The following is an 18,672-nucleotide window of genomic DNA, read 5'->3' on the forward strand; positions in this document are numbered from 1 at the left end:
ATGACCACATACTTGAGGTATTATATACTAGTTATTGTATAGCATTAATCAGATTTTCTTTCGCTAACTTTAAAATTTCATGTAATTCTTTTAGAGATATTTCTGCTGCATTATTAAAATCCACTAAAACATGGTCATATTTTTTAGGGTATTTTTCTTGTATGGCATCCCTAACAAATTTTACCGCAGGCCTTAAATGACGATATTCTCCATCAATAACAATAGATGATTCATAGAGTGCGCAAAATAAACTATAGGTGTTATTAGATTCACATACTCTATTATCGTTTTTATTCCAATCTTCCGTAGACCCAAGTAGTTTAATCGTGTTTTCTATAATTTTCACTTCAATTTCACTAGGTTTAAACCAATTTCCTTGTAGTTGTGCATCTTGAAAGTTAAATTCTTTAATGACCATAGGGAGTATTTTTGTTCCGTCTTCAAAATTTCCTGCATAATAACCATCTGTATATTGAATAAGAGTTGCTATTCGTTTAGGCATATTGGGCCAAGAAATCTCTACAAATCTTTGAACTGTATCGTTTTTGATAACCGTGAATTCCATTGGAGGTTTGCCATACGGAGCGAGAATGATACTAGTTAAAGCCCTACCATCCTTGATTATATTATACCTGCCTTGATGTACTTTTCCATTCTCATCTGTGTAGGTTCCAAACCAAAGCTGTTCTTTTTGTGCAAAAATAGTACTAGAGGAGAAAAACAGAAATAGTAAAAAAAAGAGGTTTGAATAAAATGGGGATTTGTTTTTTTTGATTGATGCTTGCATGATTTTTATATTTAACTGATTAAATATAAGAGTTCAATTACACCAAAACGTTACATTTCAATAAGATAGTAAGATTTATTCTTGTATAAATGCGTATAGTGCTTACCCAACTCGCAAAATCTTATCCATCTTACGCCCTTTTGCCAATTCGTCTACTAATTTGTCCAAATATCTCACTCGTTGCGTTAACAGATTTTCGATATCCTCTACTCGATAGCCACAGATTACACCAGTAATAAGGGTAGCATTAGGGTTTACAGAAGCATTCCGAAAAAACACTTCAAAAGTTACTTTTTCTTCCATCAGTTCTTGCAGTTCTTTTTTATCATAACCGGTCAACCATTCAATTACTTGATGCAACTCTTCTTTTGTTCTGCCTTTCTTCTCGATCTTGACAAGATAATGTGGATACACCGATGCAAATGTCATTTTTGAAATACGCTCATCGTGATGTTTTGTGCTGCTCATGTTTTGTGTTTATAATGTTGTTTAGTGCATTACCCTTAATTAAAAACTTATTCTTGTCATTGTTGTGAAAATTAGTAGCAATGTTAATATTCCAACAGCGGTTGTAAATATCCCGATTTTTTTTGATTTTGTCCATCCTGATAATGAAATCATAACCGTTAGAGAAAAGAGTCCGATCATAAAAGTCAGTATTCCAATTATTCTAGGAATTAAAAAGTCCTTTGCAACAACATCTTTTAAATATCCTCCTGATGTAGCCATCATTGAGATTTGTATCATTGCAAACACAGTGACGAGAAAACAACCAGCAGATAACGTTGCAGATTTTAAAATTTTATTAGTTAGTTTATCTTTCTTGTCAGAAACCAATAGATTAGCAACTACAGTAATAGAAAAACCACTCAATAAAGAACTTATCAGAATAGTTTGGTTAGCTAAAGTATTCCAATATTCTAATGTTATTTGCATATTCAGTTTGATCTTTTTGTTTACTATTATTGGTAACAGTTTTATCTAAAAGCACCTGCTTTTAAATAGCAATATACCTATTTAATACAATAGCAGTTCGAGTTTGTACTCGAACCGCTATTGCTATTATACCTTATTTTGCGTTTGCTTTTTTCTTCAACCCGGATTATGCATTAGAACTTCGTTATGAGACTTGAAAGTACCATGAAATATGGCATTTTTTTTGTTTTAGCATAGCATCGCTATGGTTAAACTGAAAAATGTAGTGCAACGGTATATTTTGAAGTAGTTTCAAGGCGTAATAGATTTTCTAATGCATAATCCGGGTTTAATCAATTTGGGGAATGTAACCCCATTTTATTTCCTTCAGAATCAAGAAACATTGCGAAATATCCGCTTTCATCAGCATGAGGTGTTTTGGGAATAATGATTTTACCGCTATTTTTCTCGACTTTATCAAGAATTACCTGAAGGTTGTCTCCTCCATTTAGGTATATAGTTACACCATCTGCCGAAGGTTGGAAACCTTCTCCTTTCATGATAACACCAGTAACCATCTGTCCTTCGTATGGAAATATACCCATTTCCATACCTGGCATTTCCATTTTCTCAATGTTTATATCCAAAATTGCCTGATAAAATTCGATTGCTCGTAAAATGTCTGTTGCTGGAATTTCAAAAATTGAAACATAACTTTTCATGGCTTTTGCACTTTGATTTATAGTTGAATCACTTTTCTGTCTTTCTAATTCGGGTTTATCTTTGCTATTACAAGCAGTAAAACCCAAGATTAATATTGCAATAAAAAGGCTACATACTGTTCTTCTCATGTTTATTAATTAAATGTAGAGGTAAAGTTAAACTACCTATAAGAAACGAAATTGTAAAAATGCGACAGATCTAATTCATTTGTAGAAAATGGAAGAAAGCGTCATGTTTTCATTCCCTAAAAACTCTTTTGGACTAATTCCTGTAAACTCCTTAAAATCTTTGATAAAATGCGCCTGGTCGTAGTATTCACTTTCATAAGCAATATTAGTGAGGCTTTCTCCTTCTTCGCTAAGCAACATTTTTAGTGCGCTTTGTAACCGAATTACTTTACCTAACTGTTTCGGACTGATCCCTATTTGTTTTACGAACATTCTTTCTAGTTGTCTCCTTTTAGATACATCTTCTTTAAGAATATCACGTATAGATGTACTTCCTTTTGTTGACAAGAGGGTATCTATGGTTGTTTTAACAATATTGTCGACCGTGACCTGCTCACTAAGTTTATTCAGAAGAAAAAATTCTATGATCTCTATTCTTTGTTTTGTATCTGTTGCTTGAATGATGTCTTGTTCTAATTTTTTGGCGGTTTTTTCTCCAAATAATATTTCAATTGGTGTTTCCTTATTTGCCAACGTTCTGATTGGTACAGTTACGAAATTGGCAAAACCATAAGGATAAAAACGGATTGCAAATGTGTTGACATATCCCGTTGGTTCTATATAAAAAGGGTCAATGGTTTGTCCAAGCACCATTGAACGAGGTTGTATAATGAAATTATCTTCGGTAGTATATCGTTTTATATCATCTCCAAGTATAAATACCATTTCGATTGTACCATCAGGAATTATTCGTTGTCTTTGGGTATCCACTGCTGCAGGAACTTCCAAAGTCCAATAACAACTAATTAGCGATTCTAAATCTGGATGAGGCTGAAAAGTTTGATAATTCATGAGCTGTTTGTTTTTAATTTTCTATTCTAAAAGCCAAATTAAAAATTTGGCGACTTCGCAAATAAGTACAGACCTTTTACTCTAGCCTTTATTAGCTATGTTTTATACATATCTTCATTGTAAAACGTTTTTTATTCTTCATCAATTTCGGACATTCTTTGATTTATAAACTCAAAAAAACCAGTTTCTCCCGAAATCTCCCAAATTTCGTGGTCCCAATCTACAGTCGAATTACTATTGTTTTTATAAAAGCATTGAGCATTTCCAGCACCATCTGGATAGAATTCAAGTAAATCATTAAATGAATAGCCATCAGGTTGTACATTTTGTTCTTTACAAATCGGATTCATCATTTCAGCCATTACTTTTATATCATCGTTTGCCATTACAAAATATGCGTCATATATTTCGCCAAATCCGTTGTGTATTTTATAAAAAGTTTTTAAATCGTTTGGAACATTCCAATTAAATTCTTTCAAGTTTTTATTTGGTTCTGCATTTAAAAGTGGTGCTCCTCCAGTATATATTTTAAAATAATCTCTGTCATCATAAAGTTTCATATCAAGCAAATAATGTAGATGCCAAGTATTTTCTTTATTTTCCGCAAAAATAAATTTGCATCGATCTTTTAATGAAGCTATTAGATTCGGGATGTCTTTGGAAATTGGTTTAAAATTTTCGGTAATAAATTCCGCAATAGTTTTGTCATTTAAAGATATCCAAGGACAGTCTTTTGGTAACTCACCAAGCTTATGAAAGTTTGAACTGTTTCTTGATTCAAATACAAGCTTAATTCCTTGAAAACCATATTTTTTTATGATTACATTTTCTAAATTAGTAGTTCGAATAAATTCTGAATTAAATTCTTTTTCAGAATCTCTTTTCAGTTCATTTCTATACTTTATTTCTAATTCCGAAATCAAATTTTCATAACTTTCTTTTTTATTATTTTGACTATTCACTCCGAAAAAGGATAGGATTCCCATTATTAAAATTATATGTTTCAATGTTTCTCTCAAATGTTTTTACAACGCTTGTTGCTATATGATTGTGTAGTTATCCCAATAGGGTAGCTATTAATTATATAGCCTGTTCTAAGCTGTTTTTACAATTTTTCCATTATCAAGAACTTCTCCTCAACGATCTCTCCTGTTTTACCATTAATAGTAATAGATTTTAATCTCCCACTATCGTAGTGCCATGTAATTCCCCAAGTAGGAATAACACCTTCTGTTGTTCTGCTAATACGTGTAGTGTTTTTTGATAAGTCTATTTTCTTTTCTTTTACAAATTTCAAGATATCATCCCAAGTGTATGTAAATGGTTGATCATAATCAATGGTTTTTTCCAAGTTTTCTTGCTCATCATAATAATTCCATATTCCTTTTTGATAGCTATTAAAATACATTGTTCCATCTATTTTTAGCTTACCAGATGCATAAAAAGATTTCCTTTTTTCGAAAAAAGAATTTTGTTTTCTAGAATATTCATAATAACCACTTTCTTGATTTCCAAACTGGGTAACTTTAGTTCCATCATCTAAAGTGAAAATGTAATTTTCTGCTTGATCTTTGTTTTTGTTATATGTATCTATATCGAATGTTTCCATAGCCTTGTTTTGATTGTTGTTCTTCTCATTTGTTACAGAGTTGGTTTCTTTGTTTTGAGCATTACACCCTATCTGAATCAATGCTAGTATTACAAAAAGAGTTTTCATCATCTTATTCTTTATCCAGGTTTTTCCATAATTCTGTCCATTGCCATTGCCAAGTACTGATAACTGGTACTGGTGGAGTAGCAATATCAGAATAGTCCATGATATTGTCTGTTTTATTTTTCTCAAAAGTAAATGCACTCTTATCACTAAAACTATGATATAACCCCATAGCATGAAAAGTTTCATGTGCGAGCGTACTATCGTTAAAACCTATAGCATAGACTACTACAGATCGATTTGCAGAAGGTATTCCATACGATCTACCATACAAACCCCCAGCACTCTCATTTATAAAATAGATTTTATAGTGTTTTCTGTAATCTTTACCTAAAGGATCATATTTAGCATATAATGCAGTATTCATATGATCTTGTATAGCATCACTACTACCATTTATGATATTACCAGCAGAACTAAAACTGGTGTTAAATGTAGCATCTGAAGATAAATCTAATGTGACTGTATTAAAAGATGGTTTAGCCAATGCTTGTGCCATATATTTTTTGAGTTCTGAATCTCTTTTACTTAATACGGGTTTGTTAGGAGTTCCTGAACTTATAATATCAGTCCAAACTTGAACAAACACAATTTCTGCCTTGTACCGATTTGCTTTATCGTTAGCTAGTACTTTAAGTTTTCCTGCAAATTTACCGTCTGCTTCTACTTCGATAAATTGATCTGTTGTAAACTCCTTAATACATTCTATTGTTAAGTCATCTGCTAGTTCCTTCTTACCTAAAGTTTTATGAGATACTTCGGATTTATCTAGTTTAAAATACGTTTTATCATATTTATACTCAATTTTTTGAGCATCTGCATCTTTAACTTCTACTTTTAGTGTTAATGTTGCTTTTTTAGTAGGTAATAGTGCCAATACAGGAACCACGTATTTATCATTGGCTTTTATTGGATGCTGGGGCATTTCAAATTTCTTACCCAATTTCACGTATTCAGCATCACTTTGCACAAAGTTACTTGTAGCATAACTACCAATAATATCTTTGTAAAAAACATCTCCTTTTTTACCCGTATCTGCCATTCGTAACCAGTCAAAACCATACTCGCCTTTATATCCATTTCCTGTTCTAAAATTCACTAATACTTTTGGCGGTGGTATGATCTGCAAAGCAGCACTTTCTCTACTTACCCCACCATGTTCTACTTTGGCAATGAGTTTATCAATATCAGCGGTTTTAAATTCTTCCCACCGTTCTTGGATTTCAAAGGGTGTGATCTCTATAAATCCTTCTTCGGCTATTTCTTCGGTAAAAGAGAGTTGGGTTTTTCCGTTTTCAAACTCGGTGCCGTCTTCTTTTTCTATAGTAATGATAGCTGTGCTACCCATTGGGTTTTCTATTTGGGCTATCAGACTTACTTTTTGAGCATACTTGATTTCGGTTATATTTTCTTCTTGCTCTCCATCATTATTCCACATGATTCTCGTAATGGTGGTTTGTGGAGTTTCTGTTCCTGTAACAGGTATCTCTTCACTCAAAAACTCTGTTACACGTCTTGGAGTGGTATATTTACCCTGAGAGTGTGAATCTTCTATTCCCGCAGCAGTGATCAATAGGGTTTCTGTAAGTGATTCTCTACCGTTTGCCTTAAAGTCTGTACGATCAAAGGTTACATGGCAATCAACAAACCTGACTTTACGGGTTCTACTCCCCAGCATACTATCTGTATATTCCAGAATGATTTCTTGTATTTGCTGTGTGGGATGTATAGCTTTTTCAAAAAAGTAGGAGTCTTTTGTCGCTTCGATCACAGCTTTTAACCCAGTATGAAAAGGTCTGGAAATTGGTCGTCCTGTCTCATCACTACGCTGGATTATACTATGCTCAGCTTGGAGTACGTTATATACTTGTCCGTCAGCATATAGTTTGGCAATAATGCCCATGTTTTTTTGGTTTTTAAGAAGTCGTTCAAATTTATAAATTATTTTGGTCTAATGGCTTAGAACGTTTTAAATAAAGCGTGCTTTAATAGGTTTTATTTTTTGGGCTAAGTTCTAATTAGAATATGTTTTATCTTTACTTTATAAAAACGGAGAAATGATACCAGAAGATTTTAGAGATTTTTTCATTAGTTCATCGGCTTTGGTTCAATCAGAAATTGTTTCCACATTATTGGAGATCTCTACTGAGGGTTCAGCCCTGATTGATAGCAATCAGAGTAAAGCCATAAGCTGTCCTCATTGTAAGTGCAATAAAATTAAGGCTAATGGTAAGCTCAAAGGAGTACAGCGCTATGTTTGTAATACTTGTCATAAAAACTTTAGTGAAACTACCGGTAAGTTCTGGTACAACCTCAAGAAGAAAGACAAAGTTAATCGTTATTTATTCTGTTTACTCTCTGGATATAGTATTCGCAAGAGTGCCAAAGAAACAGGGATTTCTATTCAGACTTCTTTTGATTGGAGGCACAAATTACTTGTCTCCTTTGGGAGCGTAAGTGTGGATGAATTCCAAGGAATCCTAGAGAGTGATGATCTTTTCTTTGCTTACTCTGAAAAAGGGAATCGAAATTTGGATCGTCCTGCTAGAAAACGTGGCGCAAAGGCAAGTAAAGCTGGTCTCAGTAATGAAAAAGTAGCTGTGATAGCCAGTTGTGACCGATCAGGGAACAAAGATTTCAAAGTAGCTACCAGAGGTCGCATTAGTAAAAGTGACTTGGAGACTATATTACAAGGGAAGTTGGCTAAAGTAGAAACCCTTTGTAGCGACAGTCACAGAAGCTATACTGCATTTGCAAAAGACAAGAAGGTAGCACACAAAAAATTTAATGCTTCGAAGGGTCAAAGAGCTGTTGACAAAATATATCACGTACAAAATGTGAATAATATGGATATGCGTCTAAGGAAATTTATGGAGCCCTTCAATGGAGTGGCAACAAAATACCTTCAGAATTATCTGAATTGGTTTTTAGTCTTAGAAAAAATAAAAAATTCAACCAGTAAAATGGCAACCGTAGCAGCTATAGCCTTTGCTTCCAATACTGCCTGGATGGAATTTAAAAACATAGTAGTAAATAATATGCTTTTTAGAACTTAGCCATTTTTTGTTATAAGTTTTTTGTCACACCAATACCAAGCGGCATCTTCACCTCCAGGTTCATAGGGAGCAAATTTATCAAATTCCATCCCTATTTTTTCCATCACCCTTATAGATGCTTTATTTTCCTTCATAGCAATTGCTATTATCCGTCTTAATTCGAGTTTATCAAATCCGTATGTCAAAATTGCATGAGACACTTCTGTTGCAAAGCCCATCCCCCAATATTTAGGTAAAAATCTATAACCAAGATCAATTTCATCAAATTCCGGTAGATATGCTAAACCAGCCCAGCCAACAAACTGCATCCCATTTTTAGAAAGGTAGCCCATCTTCCATATCCATACTTCTCATAGTCGTTAATTCTTGTCTGTATGCCTGTTCCACTTCTTCTATAGATTCAACCAGAGGTTCTCCCGTGTACTTTTGTACGTCAGAATTAGAATGCAACTGAAACATTTCCTCTTTATCATCCAGCGTAATTTTCCTTAACAATAATCTTTCTGTTTCTATTAAAGTTTTCATTTTTTTGATTACAACGTTATAAGTATGTGTTGTTAGTGTTTCGTTATTTTTTTTAGATTTTTTATTGCGTAATTCCGAAGCCCCAAGTAATACTAGTGATTTTCCATTTACCATCAGCCTTATGTAGTGTCATCAATTTATATTCCGGAAGCTTGGTTCGAAATTGGTCTAATCGAAGTCGAGCTAACGCAAGCTTATCATAAATTTCAATACTCAATAATTCCTCTTTATAATTAGGATCTGCGTTATCTGAATCCAATCGAAAAATACTTTCTGAATATTCTCCATCTTTGTTGACATATCTGTATGCACCCTTTTCGTGCATCGAGAGTTTTTTATGTTTGATACTTCCAGTATGGTCACCGATATAAAAATTCTTAATTGTCTTAATTATAGCTTGACGGTCGGATAAATCTGTTTCTGAAGCAGATTCCTTAGAATTTTTCTCTGTTTTTTGTGCAGACAAAGAAGAAGTAAATAGGATAAGAATAAATAGAGGCAAGAATAATTGAAATGATTGTTTCATGACTAAGATTGATTATGTAAATTTTTCTAAAGTTTTTTTTCATGTATTATTGGTTGGTCAAAATGAAGCACAACAGTTAATATATGTCTTGTAGAGGGCAAAATGTTACCTTGCATTTTGATTTTTCTGCATATTGGTTGCTAACTTTTCCATTCCGCAAACATTGTGCATTACCAAATATACGAGAACCATTCGATTCATTACTTAACTACTATCACATCATACTTGGTACTAGCAATTGTTATTTTATTTTTTTCAATAAAAATAACCTTCTTACAAATCTGTAACTTATCAGTGAGTAGTTCGGTTACCAATTTCAATCTGATTTTTTGTCCTGAGTCAATAAGGTTTTGATATGAATATTTGGTAATTGGTTCATAATCCTTTTTAGACATGTAAACAATAAAGGTCGAATCTGAATCAGTTTTAAGGTAAATAAATGGACTATTTAGCAACTTGTGTTCTTCTAATAATTCAATATGAGGAATTATTATAGAATCTTGTTTTCCAATTTGATATTCCAATCAATCGATACTATTCTTTTCTGAATTAGGATTAAGGTATTTAATAATTCTGTTTCATTTGGAAAAGAACCATAAACCAAGTTTTTAAAGTCAGACTCATAAACAATTTTCAAATCGTTCCACACTTTTTCAGGTTTTTTAAATATTAGTGAATTAACAGGATGAGTTTTCAACCATTCATTGTTATTTTTAAAACTTATTACATCATCTTGAGCAACTTTTAATAACATGTTGTCAAATTCTTTTGACTTAAAAAAGGTAAGCAGTTCTTTTACAGAAAGAAGTTGGTGTAAGTCATATACGTGTCTAATCTTATTCCTTAAATCTGTAATGGGATTTTCACCATACGAGAACCGAACTAAACTCATTATTTTTTCGCAAATAGTCCTGCTTGGTTCTAAAACAAGTACATTGAATGGTAATAAATCTTGTTCTTTAGCGATTTTGCTTTGTCCATTATTCATCATCATCTCACCAACAAAAGAGCAAACACTTTTAGTTGTATAAGGTTCAAAATACCCAAGCCAAGTAGCTTCCACTACAATAGCATCTCTTACTTGACCATAATTTCCTTTGAATTCTTTGTTGTATGAGTGTGCTGTTTTACGATTCATTCCCATTTTGTGAGTTAAACCTACTATCTCTATTTCTGGCAGTACATCTTTCACTACACTACTAATCGTTCTTATTTTAGTTGTAAGTTTATTATTTGATTCTCCCTCTCTTCTTAAAACAACTAGGTCAATATCTTCTGAAAATCTTTCAATTATGTTGTAACATTTAGATAATGCTGTTCCTCCTTTGAAAACTGTATCACTACCAATTTTATCATTGAATATTGTAAAGAGTGCATATGTTACCCAATAATCTTTTTCTACAAATATTGCAGGTATTTGCATTTGGTCAGATGTAAACTGTACAGCTTGTCTAAATAGCTTTTTGTCTAGATGAAGTTTCATATGATATTCCAGTTAGAAGCTTTAGTTAATGCTTTTTTTGCACCAGGAATCTCATATTTAGTAATTGGATTTAGAGATTCTTTCAAGCTAATGGTTATTGATTTATTTTGTATTTCATCTAACAATGCACCTAATAAAGCTCTTGTAGATGGAGGATACTTTAAAGAAAGTCGTATTAATTCTTTCTTATCATCTAAATTCAATTTTCTAATTATTTCCAAAAACCTTAAACAAGATTTTTTTATGGTAGTGTCGGGTATTTTCTTTACATACTTAATTGAATCTAGAACCTGTAACAGAGGAATATTTTTTTTGGTAATTATATTTTTTTGTTTGATAAATGATATAGTATAACGCTCTCGTTTAAATTTAGGGCGAGTTTGATTTTTTCCTATTTGTAATATACTACTAACTTGGGTTGTTAACCCTAGCTTATTATATATACTATAACCAGTGAGGTATCCAACTACTTTACCATCTTCATTTATTAAGTCTTTAACTATTTGTTCTTGATTAGGCTGAAGACTACCAAAAGGAGTTTTTTCAGGTTTAAAGTACTTTCCTTTTGATAGTTTTTCAATTTTGCCTGAATTTACCATACGATTTAAGGCTTTGATGATTGCTTCTTTTTTATTCACATCAATATTAAAGTCTTCATAGGTGAAAATATACCCCTTTGGCAATCGATCTATCGTATTTCTAATATATTCAGTTACTTTCAATGTTTGTTGTTTATTCAAAAATAGTAAAAATGTCCAGTTTTTTAACTAATAAACTGGACAAAAAAATGATTTATTTGGAAATTAATACTGTGGAGCTTATCTTTGCGGTGCAAGCACCGCAAAGATAAGCTCCACACCCTTTCTTCTTTATTTAATAATTTTTAGAGTACTGTTTTTAGATGACGTACAACAATGTTTTCTCTATATGCATCTACAAATCTACTGGTTTTTATCCGATCTAAAACATTAAGCTGTTAGCCTAAAAGAAGATATACTTACTCTATCAATCCTTCACCTTCCATATACAACTCCTCTAATTGTTCTTTAACCTCATCAGATGGATTTGCCCACATCCCTCGTTGTATCGCTTCCAACAAGCGTTCGCTCATATCTTTTAAGGCCCAGGGGTTATTTTGGGTAATAAATTCTTTGTTTTCGGGAGTTAACAAATAGCTTTCTGTAATTCCTTCATACATAAAATCATCAATTAGGTTTGTTGTGGCATCATAGGCAAACAGATAATCTAAAGTGGCAGCCATCTCAAAAGCTCCTTTATATCCATGCCGTTGTACTCCAGCAATCCATTTCGGATTTATTACCCGTGAGCGGTATACTTTTAGTAATTCTTCTTTCAGTGTTTTTATCTTGGGGGTTTCTGGTCGGGAATGATCACCAAAATAGATTTTAGCTTCATTACCTTTTACGGTTTTTACAGCATTGGCCAATCCCCCATGAAACTGATAGTAATCATCACTATCCAAAATATCATGCTCCCTGTTATCCTGGTTTTGCATTACAATCTGCATCGCTTGTAATCGATATTGAAACGATTCATGTGCAGAAACTCCCTTTTTAGAATTGCCATAGGCATATCCACTCCAATTGATATATACTTTAGCGAGATCTTCCTGGGTTTGCCAGTTCTTCTCATCGATTACTGCTTGCAGTCCTGCTCCATATGCTCCCGGTTTAGAACCAAACACACGATATAAAGCGCGTTGCGAAGCTTCCTCTTGTGGTAATCCTTGCTCCTGCCATTGTGATTGTTCTGTCAAAAATCGTTTTCGAATCGGGTTATCCTCCACAGGTTCCTCCAGATTTGCCAAACGTGTTACCACCGCATTAAACAGATTGATCACATCTGGAAATGCGTCTCTAAAAAATCCTGAGATCCGTAATGTAACATCTACTCTGGGTCTTCCTAATGCTATTAAGGGGATTACCTCAAAATCGGTAACTCTGCGATTGGCATTTTTCCATAACGGGCGTACTCCCATTAATGCAAATGCTTGTGCAATATCATCTCCCCCTGTACGCATAGTAGAGGTTCCCCATACCGAAACTCCAATGGTTTCGGGGTAATCACCGTTTTCCTGCAAATATCGATCAATAATCAACTGTGCGCTTTTCTCTCCCAAACGGTAGGCTGTTTCGGTAGGAATAGTACGTACATCTACAGAATAAAAATTTCTTCCGGTAGGCAACAAATCCAATCGACCTCGTGTTGGTGCTCCCGATGGCCCAGAGGGAACATAGCATCCATTAAGACCTCCTAATAAATAATGGAGTTCGTCTGTAGTTTGTTGTACTGCAACTAAAGTAGTAGATTTTATATGTCGTACTATTTGATTCAAGAAAGGATACTCTTCGGCAAGGATTTCTTTTTCTAAATACGTAATCAATTGTCTTTTTGCAATACCTTCTAATTGTTGAGTCACATGCCCTGCAGTTTTACAAAAAACACCTTCAATAGTCAACTCCATAGGTTCTGTATAAGCAACCTCAAGAATGTTTTTGGTGATTCCTAAATCTTTGGCTAGTGCTTGTGTGATTCCTTCCTGTTGATATCCTGGTACGCGATGCAATGCTATTAACAAATCAATGAGCTGTTCATCTACAGGGGCTTTCCCAAAAATGTGGAGTCCATCTCTGATTTGTGCTTCTTTTAATTCACATAAATATCCGTCTAATTTGACCAATAATTCATCTACATCGTCTGAGGCGATTCCCAAATCCACATTTAATTTGGTTTGTGTAACCAGATCTGCTATTTCTTTTTCTAATACTCGTGACCGTTTGGGGTCTAAGGTAGACGCTTCATAATATTCATCTACCAGATGTTCCAATTTCATTAGACTACCATAACTTTCTGCACGGGTCATCGGTGGAATTAAATGGTCTATGATCACTGCTTGATTGCGTCGTTTTGCCTGTGTTCCTTCTCCAGGGTCATTAATGATAAACGGGTAAAAGTGTGGTAATGCTCCAAATACAGCTGCAGGAAAGCAAGTTTCGGGATCTAGTGATACACTTTTTCCGGGTAACCACTCCAGGTTTCCATGTTTTCCTAAATGGATCACTGCATCTGCCTGATAATTTTGTTGTAACCAAAAATAATAGGCGAGATATTGATAGGTTGGTGGCAGATCAGGAGAATGATAGATTGCCTGTGGATCCTGATTATACCCTCTGGAAGGTTGAATACTCACAAAGATATTTCCCAATAAAAATCCGGATACTATAAATCCATCGCCGGTATAATATGGATCATCTTCTGGTTTCCCCCATTGCGCTGTTACTTTATCCTGTAATGCAGAAGATAATGCCGAAAAACATTTATCAAAATCTGCTCGATCAAAAGTCAATGCATGCGGCCTGGTCATCGTGGTCGTAACATCATTAGTGGTTACCTGTGTAATCCAATGCATTAGCTCTGTACCACTCTTTGGTAATTGCTCTCCTATAGTATACCCTTCCGCTTTAAGCGTATCTAATAAAACAATGCAACTTTCGGGGGTATCAAGACCTACTCCATTTGCGAGACGACTATCCTTATTGGGGTAATTTGGTAAAATGACCGCTACCTTTTTATCTATATTCTTTTTATACTGTAATGCTGCCCATCGCTGGGCTAATTCTGCCATAAAATCGCAGGCAGGAATATGAGCTTCATATTTTAAAATAGAGCTATCGGTAAGTGCATCTTTACTAATTTCTTTTTTAAACGAAACCGCACGACCAATAATCCTTCCATCAATTTCGGGTAAGGCGATATTCATAGCAATATCTGTAGGAGGTAACCCAAAGAGTCCATCTTCCCATACTTGCTTATTAGCAGTAGAAAATATGGCTTGCAAAACGGGAACTCTAAGTTTTTCGAAGATAAACGTTGAACCGTCCATGGGTTTGATCGTAAATCCTGTAGTATTAATAATAGTATGCACATCACGCTTCCCGTTATGCGTCATTAATGCTTCTATCTGATCTAACAATTTAGGATCTCGCAGGTTGCTGGCAAAAACTACAAAGGCATTTATTCCTCGTTCCTGAAGTACTGTACTGATCACATGCAACGGCTCCATATTATCCGATAGAAAATGAGTGCGATATCCTAACAATGCCACATTAGGCTTGGAGGTATCTATAGTGTTTTCCAAAGCCTCTTGAGTAGTCATTCCTAACGCTGTAGTATACAGAAATACGTCTGCAATACCTATAGCAGATACAATCGGAAGTTGTATATCAAAGAAATGAGTTCGTAAATAATTAAATAAGGCAACAGCATTTTCTTTTCCTCCTTCTTGTAAATATTGTCGACACTGATGTACAATTTGTATATCGACAGATGACAACTGCATTAGCTCAAAATCCGGTTCATGAGCTGGTAAAAATAATATCGTATTACCTGTTTGCTCTTGTAAACTCACCAAAGATTCTACCAAATACTTGTAGTAACTGATTCCCCCTAGCATACTACAAACAATAACTTTGGCTTTACTCAATACTTCTTCGAGATAGGTATCTATTGTCAATTCTTGTTTGAGATATACCAGGTTGGTCATTCGTAAACTAGGCAATTTATCTCCTTCGGCTTCGTGTAGTTCCTTATACGCCTCATTTAAGGTATGAATTTCGGTATCTCCTGCACTCAGAAATACAATATCTCCCGGTTGCTGATCGATATAAAAGATCCCATCGTCATTGGGGTTCCACCCTCCAGGTATGGTTGCGATTAGATGCATAAGTCTACAGATTCTTCTAACGCTGCCCAGTACAAATGAATGTAGCTGGCATATACGTTTTGATGTTGATATATTTTTGTGGAAACTTCTTTTTCTCTTGCAGAAAACACTTGCCCTACAGTGGGTATACTATTGTCGTTTAGTACTTTGGAATAATGAAATTCGTGTCCCCAAATTTCTAAATCATTACACACTACTTTTCGATATCCTAACGATAATTTTTTGTGTTGCATAGAAGTATGAAACGGAAATATTCCTACCATATCATACTCCTTACCTTCTTCATCAATAATGGTATTTCCCAGATACATCATCCCACCACATTCTGCCAGGATTTTCGTTCCTTGATTAGCTGCCTCTTTTAGTTGATCTTTCATTAGTGCATTATTAGATAGCGCTTCCAGATATAATTCGGGATATCCTCCTGCCAGATATATCATATCTGCTTCAGGGAGTTTCTGGTCATGAATCGGACTAAAATATATGATTTCTCCAATAGCTTCTAGCCATTTTAGATTTTGAAGATAGGTAAATGTAAATGCTTCATCTTTTGCTACAGCTATCTTATATTTTTTTTCTGAAGTTATACTAGCCGATGCTTCATGATCTATTTTAGGAACTACTTTTGCATATTTTAAAAGTGTTGGTAACGATATATGTGTTGCGATATGTGAGGCTGCTTTTTCAATAACATTTTCAAAAGCACCATCGATATGTAATCCCAAATGACGTGAGGGAATTGCAATTTCTTCATTCGGCGGAATGTATCCTAAAGATGGAATTCCTACAGTATCACATGCTTCTTTAAGAAAGGCATAATGTGATTCTGTTTTTATAAAATTAAAAATAACGCCCGCGATCTTAACTTCGGGGTCAAACGTTTTTAATCCATGTAAGATTGGAGCAATCGTATATGCCATAGCACTGGCATTAACCACTAGGATTACCGGAATATCCAATAATTTAGCTATCGCTGCCGAGCTTCCCTGGTCTTTTACTGCACCATCAAACAATCCCATCACTCCTTCTACAATACTAATATCGGCAGACGCACTATAATGTTCAAAAACAGTATTCACATGTTCCTTAGGCATCATCACAGTATCTAAATTCACCGCTGATTTTCGGGCGGCAGTACTGTGATGAATCGTATCAATATAATCGGGTCCACATTTAAAAGTTTGCACAGTATTCCCCTGGTTACTAAACCAACGAGACATCCCTAGTGTAAGTGTTGTTTTTCCCGAATTACTCCACGGAGCAGCTATTAAAAATGCTTTGGACATATGGTTTTGTTTAGATCGCTACCCTTTTAGAAGTTAGATATTAGACCGCTTCGCTATTAGAAAATAGATCATAAATTATGTTATTTATATTCGTATGGTTTTATTGATTTAATGTCATGCTGAGCTTGTCGAAGCAAATTATCGTAAGAATGCCCTTCGACAAGCTCAGGTTGACATTCCTTTTTATAATTGTATTTTCTGTTCGCATAATTATTTAAATCACTAAAAATCAGAAACTGTAGTATAATTCAACTTTAGCTGTTGTGCTAACTGCTTGGCCTTACCTAATCTTACAAACCCTGTTTCGGTATCAATAACAGTAGCTTTTTGAATCCTCGCCAGGTATTTTTTATACGTAGTAATTGCATATTGAAATGGGTTTTCTGCTCCCGCATTTATTTTTCCATCTGTAAAAACAAATAATTGTACTGTTTGCGTATTTACAGATCGCAGCAATTCATATACTTTAAAAAAAGCAGCTCCCAAATTCGTCTTTCCTCCTGTTTTTAATTGGTGATTTATATTTGAAATTTCATGGGTATTGGCCGTAAACCCTTGGATAATTTTAGCTGTAGTATCCTGTAAGCCAACTATAGCATACTGGATTTTTTGCAGAGGATATGACATAATTGTTTTCTCTATGATTCCCTTTAAATATGCCATTTGCTGATCTAGTGCCATAGACGCACTGGTATCAACCAAAAATATAATTCGTGCCGCGGCTTTCTGTGTTGCTTGTTTATATATTGCTGTAAATTTCCCTGTCTTCAGATATTGTTTTACAGATTGCAATACTGATATTTCTTGTTGTCGTTCTGCCGGGTGTGACACCGAATATAATTTCTGTGGGGTATCTAAAAGGATTTCCTGTTTTTTAGTTGCTTTTGAAGCTGAAAATTTCAGTCCTTGTTGTACAGCTTTGGGTAGCTGAAATGTGTTATTATTTTGTCCGTTTCGAGGTGCACTTTCTTCCTGGGATGTTTGGTTCCCTATATCAGATGGGTTTTCTTTATTCTGATCTGTTGGAGGTGTATACTCTTTTGCACGATGTTGTAATACAAAAGGGGCTATACTATCTACCATTGCTGCAGTTACCTGTTTCTCATCATAAAATGCTGCATATGCTCTTGCCGTTTTTAAAAGTAAGATGTCTGCACGCATTCCTTCTACCTGATTAGTAATAGTTAATGTAGCACATTGTTCTTGTATCGATTCTGGAATAATTACATCATTAAGTCTCTTTTTGGCCAAAATAACCTGATGCTTAACCTGCTGTTCTTCTTCTTGAAATTGTTTATAAAATGCTATTGGATCACTATCAAAACTAAGACGTTGCATTGCAATTTTGGTACGTGTCTTCATTTCTTTAGGAGTCTGGATAGTAACACTTAATCCAAATCGATCTAATAACTGTGGTCGTAAGGCTCCTTCTTCTGGATTCATTGTACCAACAAGGCAAAAACGACTATCCATCCATTGTGAGATTCCTTCGCGCTCCAGATGATACCCTCCTGTTGCCGAAGCGTCTAATAATACATCCATCAGGTAATCATTGAGGAGATTTACCTCATCGATATACAAAAATCCCTGATGTGCTTGTGCTAGTAATCCTTTATCTACAATCGTAGTTTTCTGGTTAATCAATGCTTCCAGATTAATACTCCCTAATACTCGATCTTCGGTAGCGCCAATAGGTAGGTTAACAAATGGAAAATCTTCTCCCATCAACTGACTCAACCCTCGTACCATAGTAGTTTTGGCAGTACCTTTATCACCAGTTGCCAGTACTCCTCCTATACTTGGATCTACCAGATTGAGTAACAAACATAATTTTAAATCTTCCTGATCGGGGATGGCAGTAAAAGGATAGGTATATTTTGGCTTCATCTGTACT

At 34.5% G+C, this 18,672-nt stretch carries 18 protein-coding genes; 1 reads left to right on the forward strand and 17 read right to left on the reverse strand.

Annotated elements, in window-relative coordinates:
• Positions 1 to 31: 31 nt before the first annotated feature.
• From ATE84_RS25510 to tssD, 8 genes are all read right to left on the reverse strand, one after another.
• On the reverse strand, positions 32 to 787 hold the full coding sequence (locus ATE84_RS25510; protein ID WP_101450654.1) for a hypothetical protein: 756 nt from the start codon (positions 785 to 787) through the stop codon (positions 32 to 34).
• A gap of 102 nt (positions 788 to 889) precedes the next feature.
• The gene (locus ATE84_RS25515; RefSeq protein ID WP_101450656.1) at positions 890 to 1,255 is read right to left on the reverse strand and encodes a DUF2200 domain-containing protein; all 366 of its coding nucleotides are present in this window, start codon (positions 1,253 to 1,255) and stop codon (positions 890 to 892) included.
• A gap of 39 nt (positions 1,256 to 1,294) precedes the next feature.
• The gene (locus ATE84_RS25520; protein ID WP_101450658.1) at positions 1,295 to 1,723 is read right to left on the reverse strand and encodes a hypothetical protein; all 429 of its coding nucleotides are present in this window, start codon (positions 1,721 to 1,723) and stop codon (positions 1,295 to 1,297) included.
• 332 nt (positions 1,724 to 2,055) lie between these two features.
• Entirely contained in the window at positions 2,056 to 2,553 is a 498-nt protein-coding gene (locus ATE84_RS25525; RefSeq protein WP_101450660.1) for a VOC family protein, read from the reverse strand.
• 75 nt (positions 2,554 to 2,628) lie between these two features.
• Positions 2,629 to 3,444 carry a helix-turn-helix domain-containing protein gene (locus ATE84_RS25530; protein WP_101450662.1) on the reverse strand — a complete coding sequence of 272 codons (816 nt, stop codon included), beginning with the start codon at positions 3,442 to 3,444 and terminating at the stop codon, positions 2,629 to 2,631.
• Positions 3,445 to 3,575: 131 nt separating this feature from the next.
• Complete coding sequence (locus ATE84_RS25535; protein ID WP_158237337.1) at positions 3,576 to 4,406, reverse strand: SMI1/KNR4 family protein; 831 nt, start codon at positions 4,404 to 4,406, stop codon at positions 3,576 to 3,578.
• A gap of 143 nt (positions 4,407 to 4,549) precedes the next feature.
• Positions 4,550 to 5,161, reverse strand: coding sequence for a hypothetical protein (locus ATE84_RS25540; protein ID WP_143273710.1), 612 nt, complete (start codon positions 5,159 to 5,161; stop codon positions 4,550 to 4,552).
• 4 nt (positions 5,162 to 5,165) lie between these two features.
• Positions 5,166 to 7,061: a type VI secretion system tube protein TssD gene (gene tssD, locus ATE84_RS25545; protein WP_101450668.1), complete on the reverse strand. Its 1,896-nt coding sequence runs from the start codon at positions 7,059 to 7,061 to the stop codon at positions 5,166 to 5,168.
• 154 nt (positions 7,062 to 7,215) lie between these two features.
• Between tssD and ATE84_RS25550 the strand changes: the two genes are divergently transcribed.
• A complete protein-coding gene (locus tag ATE84_RS25550; protein WP_101444842.1) occupies positions 7,216 to 8,214 on the forward strand; it encodes an IS1595 family transposase in 999 nt (332 codons plus the stop codon).
• Here ATE84_RS25550 and ATE84_RS25555 read toward each other — a convergent pair.
• The 9 genes from ATE84_RS25555 to ATE84_RS25595 all read right to left on the reverse strand — a co-directional run bounded on the left by ATE84_RS25555 (position 8,211) and on the right by ATE84_RS25595 (position 18,665).
• Complete coding sequence (locus tag ATE84_RS25555; protein ID WP_101450670.1) at positions 8,211 to 8,546, reverse strand: GNAT family N-acetyltransferase; 336 nt, start codon at positions 8,544 to 8,546, stop codon at positions 8,211 to 8,213. The genes ATE84_RS25550 and ATE84_RS25555 overlap by 4 nt on opposite strands.
• Positions 8,530 to 8,709 (reverse strand): GNAT family N-acetyltransferase, encoded by a 180-nt coding sequence (locus tag ATE84_RS25560; RefSeq protein WP_143273711.1) that lies wholly within the window; start codon positions 8,707 to 8,709, stop codon positions 8,530 to 8,532. Before ATE84_RS25560 ends, ATE84_RS25555 begins: the two co-directional genes overlap by 17 nt.
• Positions 8,710 to 8,800: 91 nt before the next feature.
• Positions 8,801 to 9,265: a nuclear transport factor 2 family protein gene (locus ATE84_RS25565; protein WP_101450674.1), complete on the reverse strand. Its 465-nt coding sequence runs from the start codon at positions 9,263 to 9,265 to the stop codon at positions 8,801 to 8,803.
• 200 nt (positions 9,266 to 9,465) lie between these two features.
• Positions 9,466 to 9,789, reverse strand: coding sequence for a hypothetical protein (locus tag ATE84_RS25570; RefSeq protein ID WP_101450676.1), 324 nt, complete (start codon positions 9,787 to 9,789; stop codon positions 9,466 to 9,468).
• Positions 9,756 to 10,748, reverse strand: coding sequence for a nucleotidyl transferase AbiEii/AbiGii toxin family protein (locus ATE84_RS25575; RefSeq protein ID WP_101450678.1), 993 nt, complete (start codon positions 10,746 to 10,748; stop codon positions 9,756 to 9,758). The genes ATE84_RS25570 and ATE84_RS25575 overlap by 34 nt, the downstream gene beginning before the upstream one ends.
• Positions 10,745 to 11,470: a DUF6088 family protein gene (locus ATE84_RS25580; RefSeq protein WP_101451254.1), complete on the reverse strand. Its 726-nt coding sequence runs from the start codon at positions 11,468 to 11,470 to the stop codon at positions 10,745 to 10,747. Before ATE84_RS25580 ends, ATE84_RS25575 begins: the two co-directional genes overlap by 4 nt.
• Before the next feature lie 275 nt (positions 11,471 to 11,745).
• The gene (gene cobN, locus ATE84_RS25585; protein WP_101450680.1) at positions 11,746 to 15,492 is read right to left on the reverse strand and encodes a cobaltochelatase subunit CobN; all 3,747 of its coding nucleotides are present in this window, start codon (positions 15,490 to 15,492) and stop codon (positions 11,746 to 11,748) included.
• A complete protein-coding gene (locus tag ATE84_RS25590) occupies positions 15,483 to 16,778 on the reverse strand; it encodes a cobyrinate a,c-diamide synthase (RefSeq protein ID WP_101450682.1) in 1,296 nt (431 codons plus the stop codon). Before ATE84_RS25590 ends, cobN begins: the two co-directional genes overlap by 10 nt.
• A 222-nt stretch (positions 16,779 to 17,000) precedes the next feature.
• On the reverse strand, positions 17,001 to 18,665 hold the full coding sequence (locus ATE84_RS25595) for a VWA domain-containing protein (RefSeq protein ID WP_101450684.1): 1,665 nt from the start codon (positions 18,663 to 18,665) through the stop codon (positions 17,001 to 17,003).
• Positions 18,666 to 18,672 lie beyond the last annotated feature (7 nt).

The organism is Aquimarina sp. MAR_2010_214 (assembly GCF_002846555.1).
Classification (GTDB): Bacteria; Bacteroidota; Bacteroidia; order Flavobacteriales; family Flavobacteriaceae; genus Aquimarina.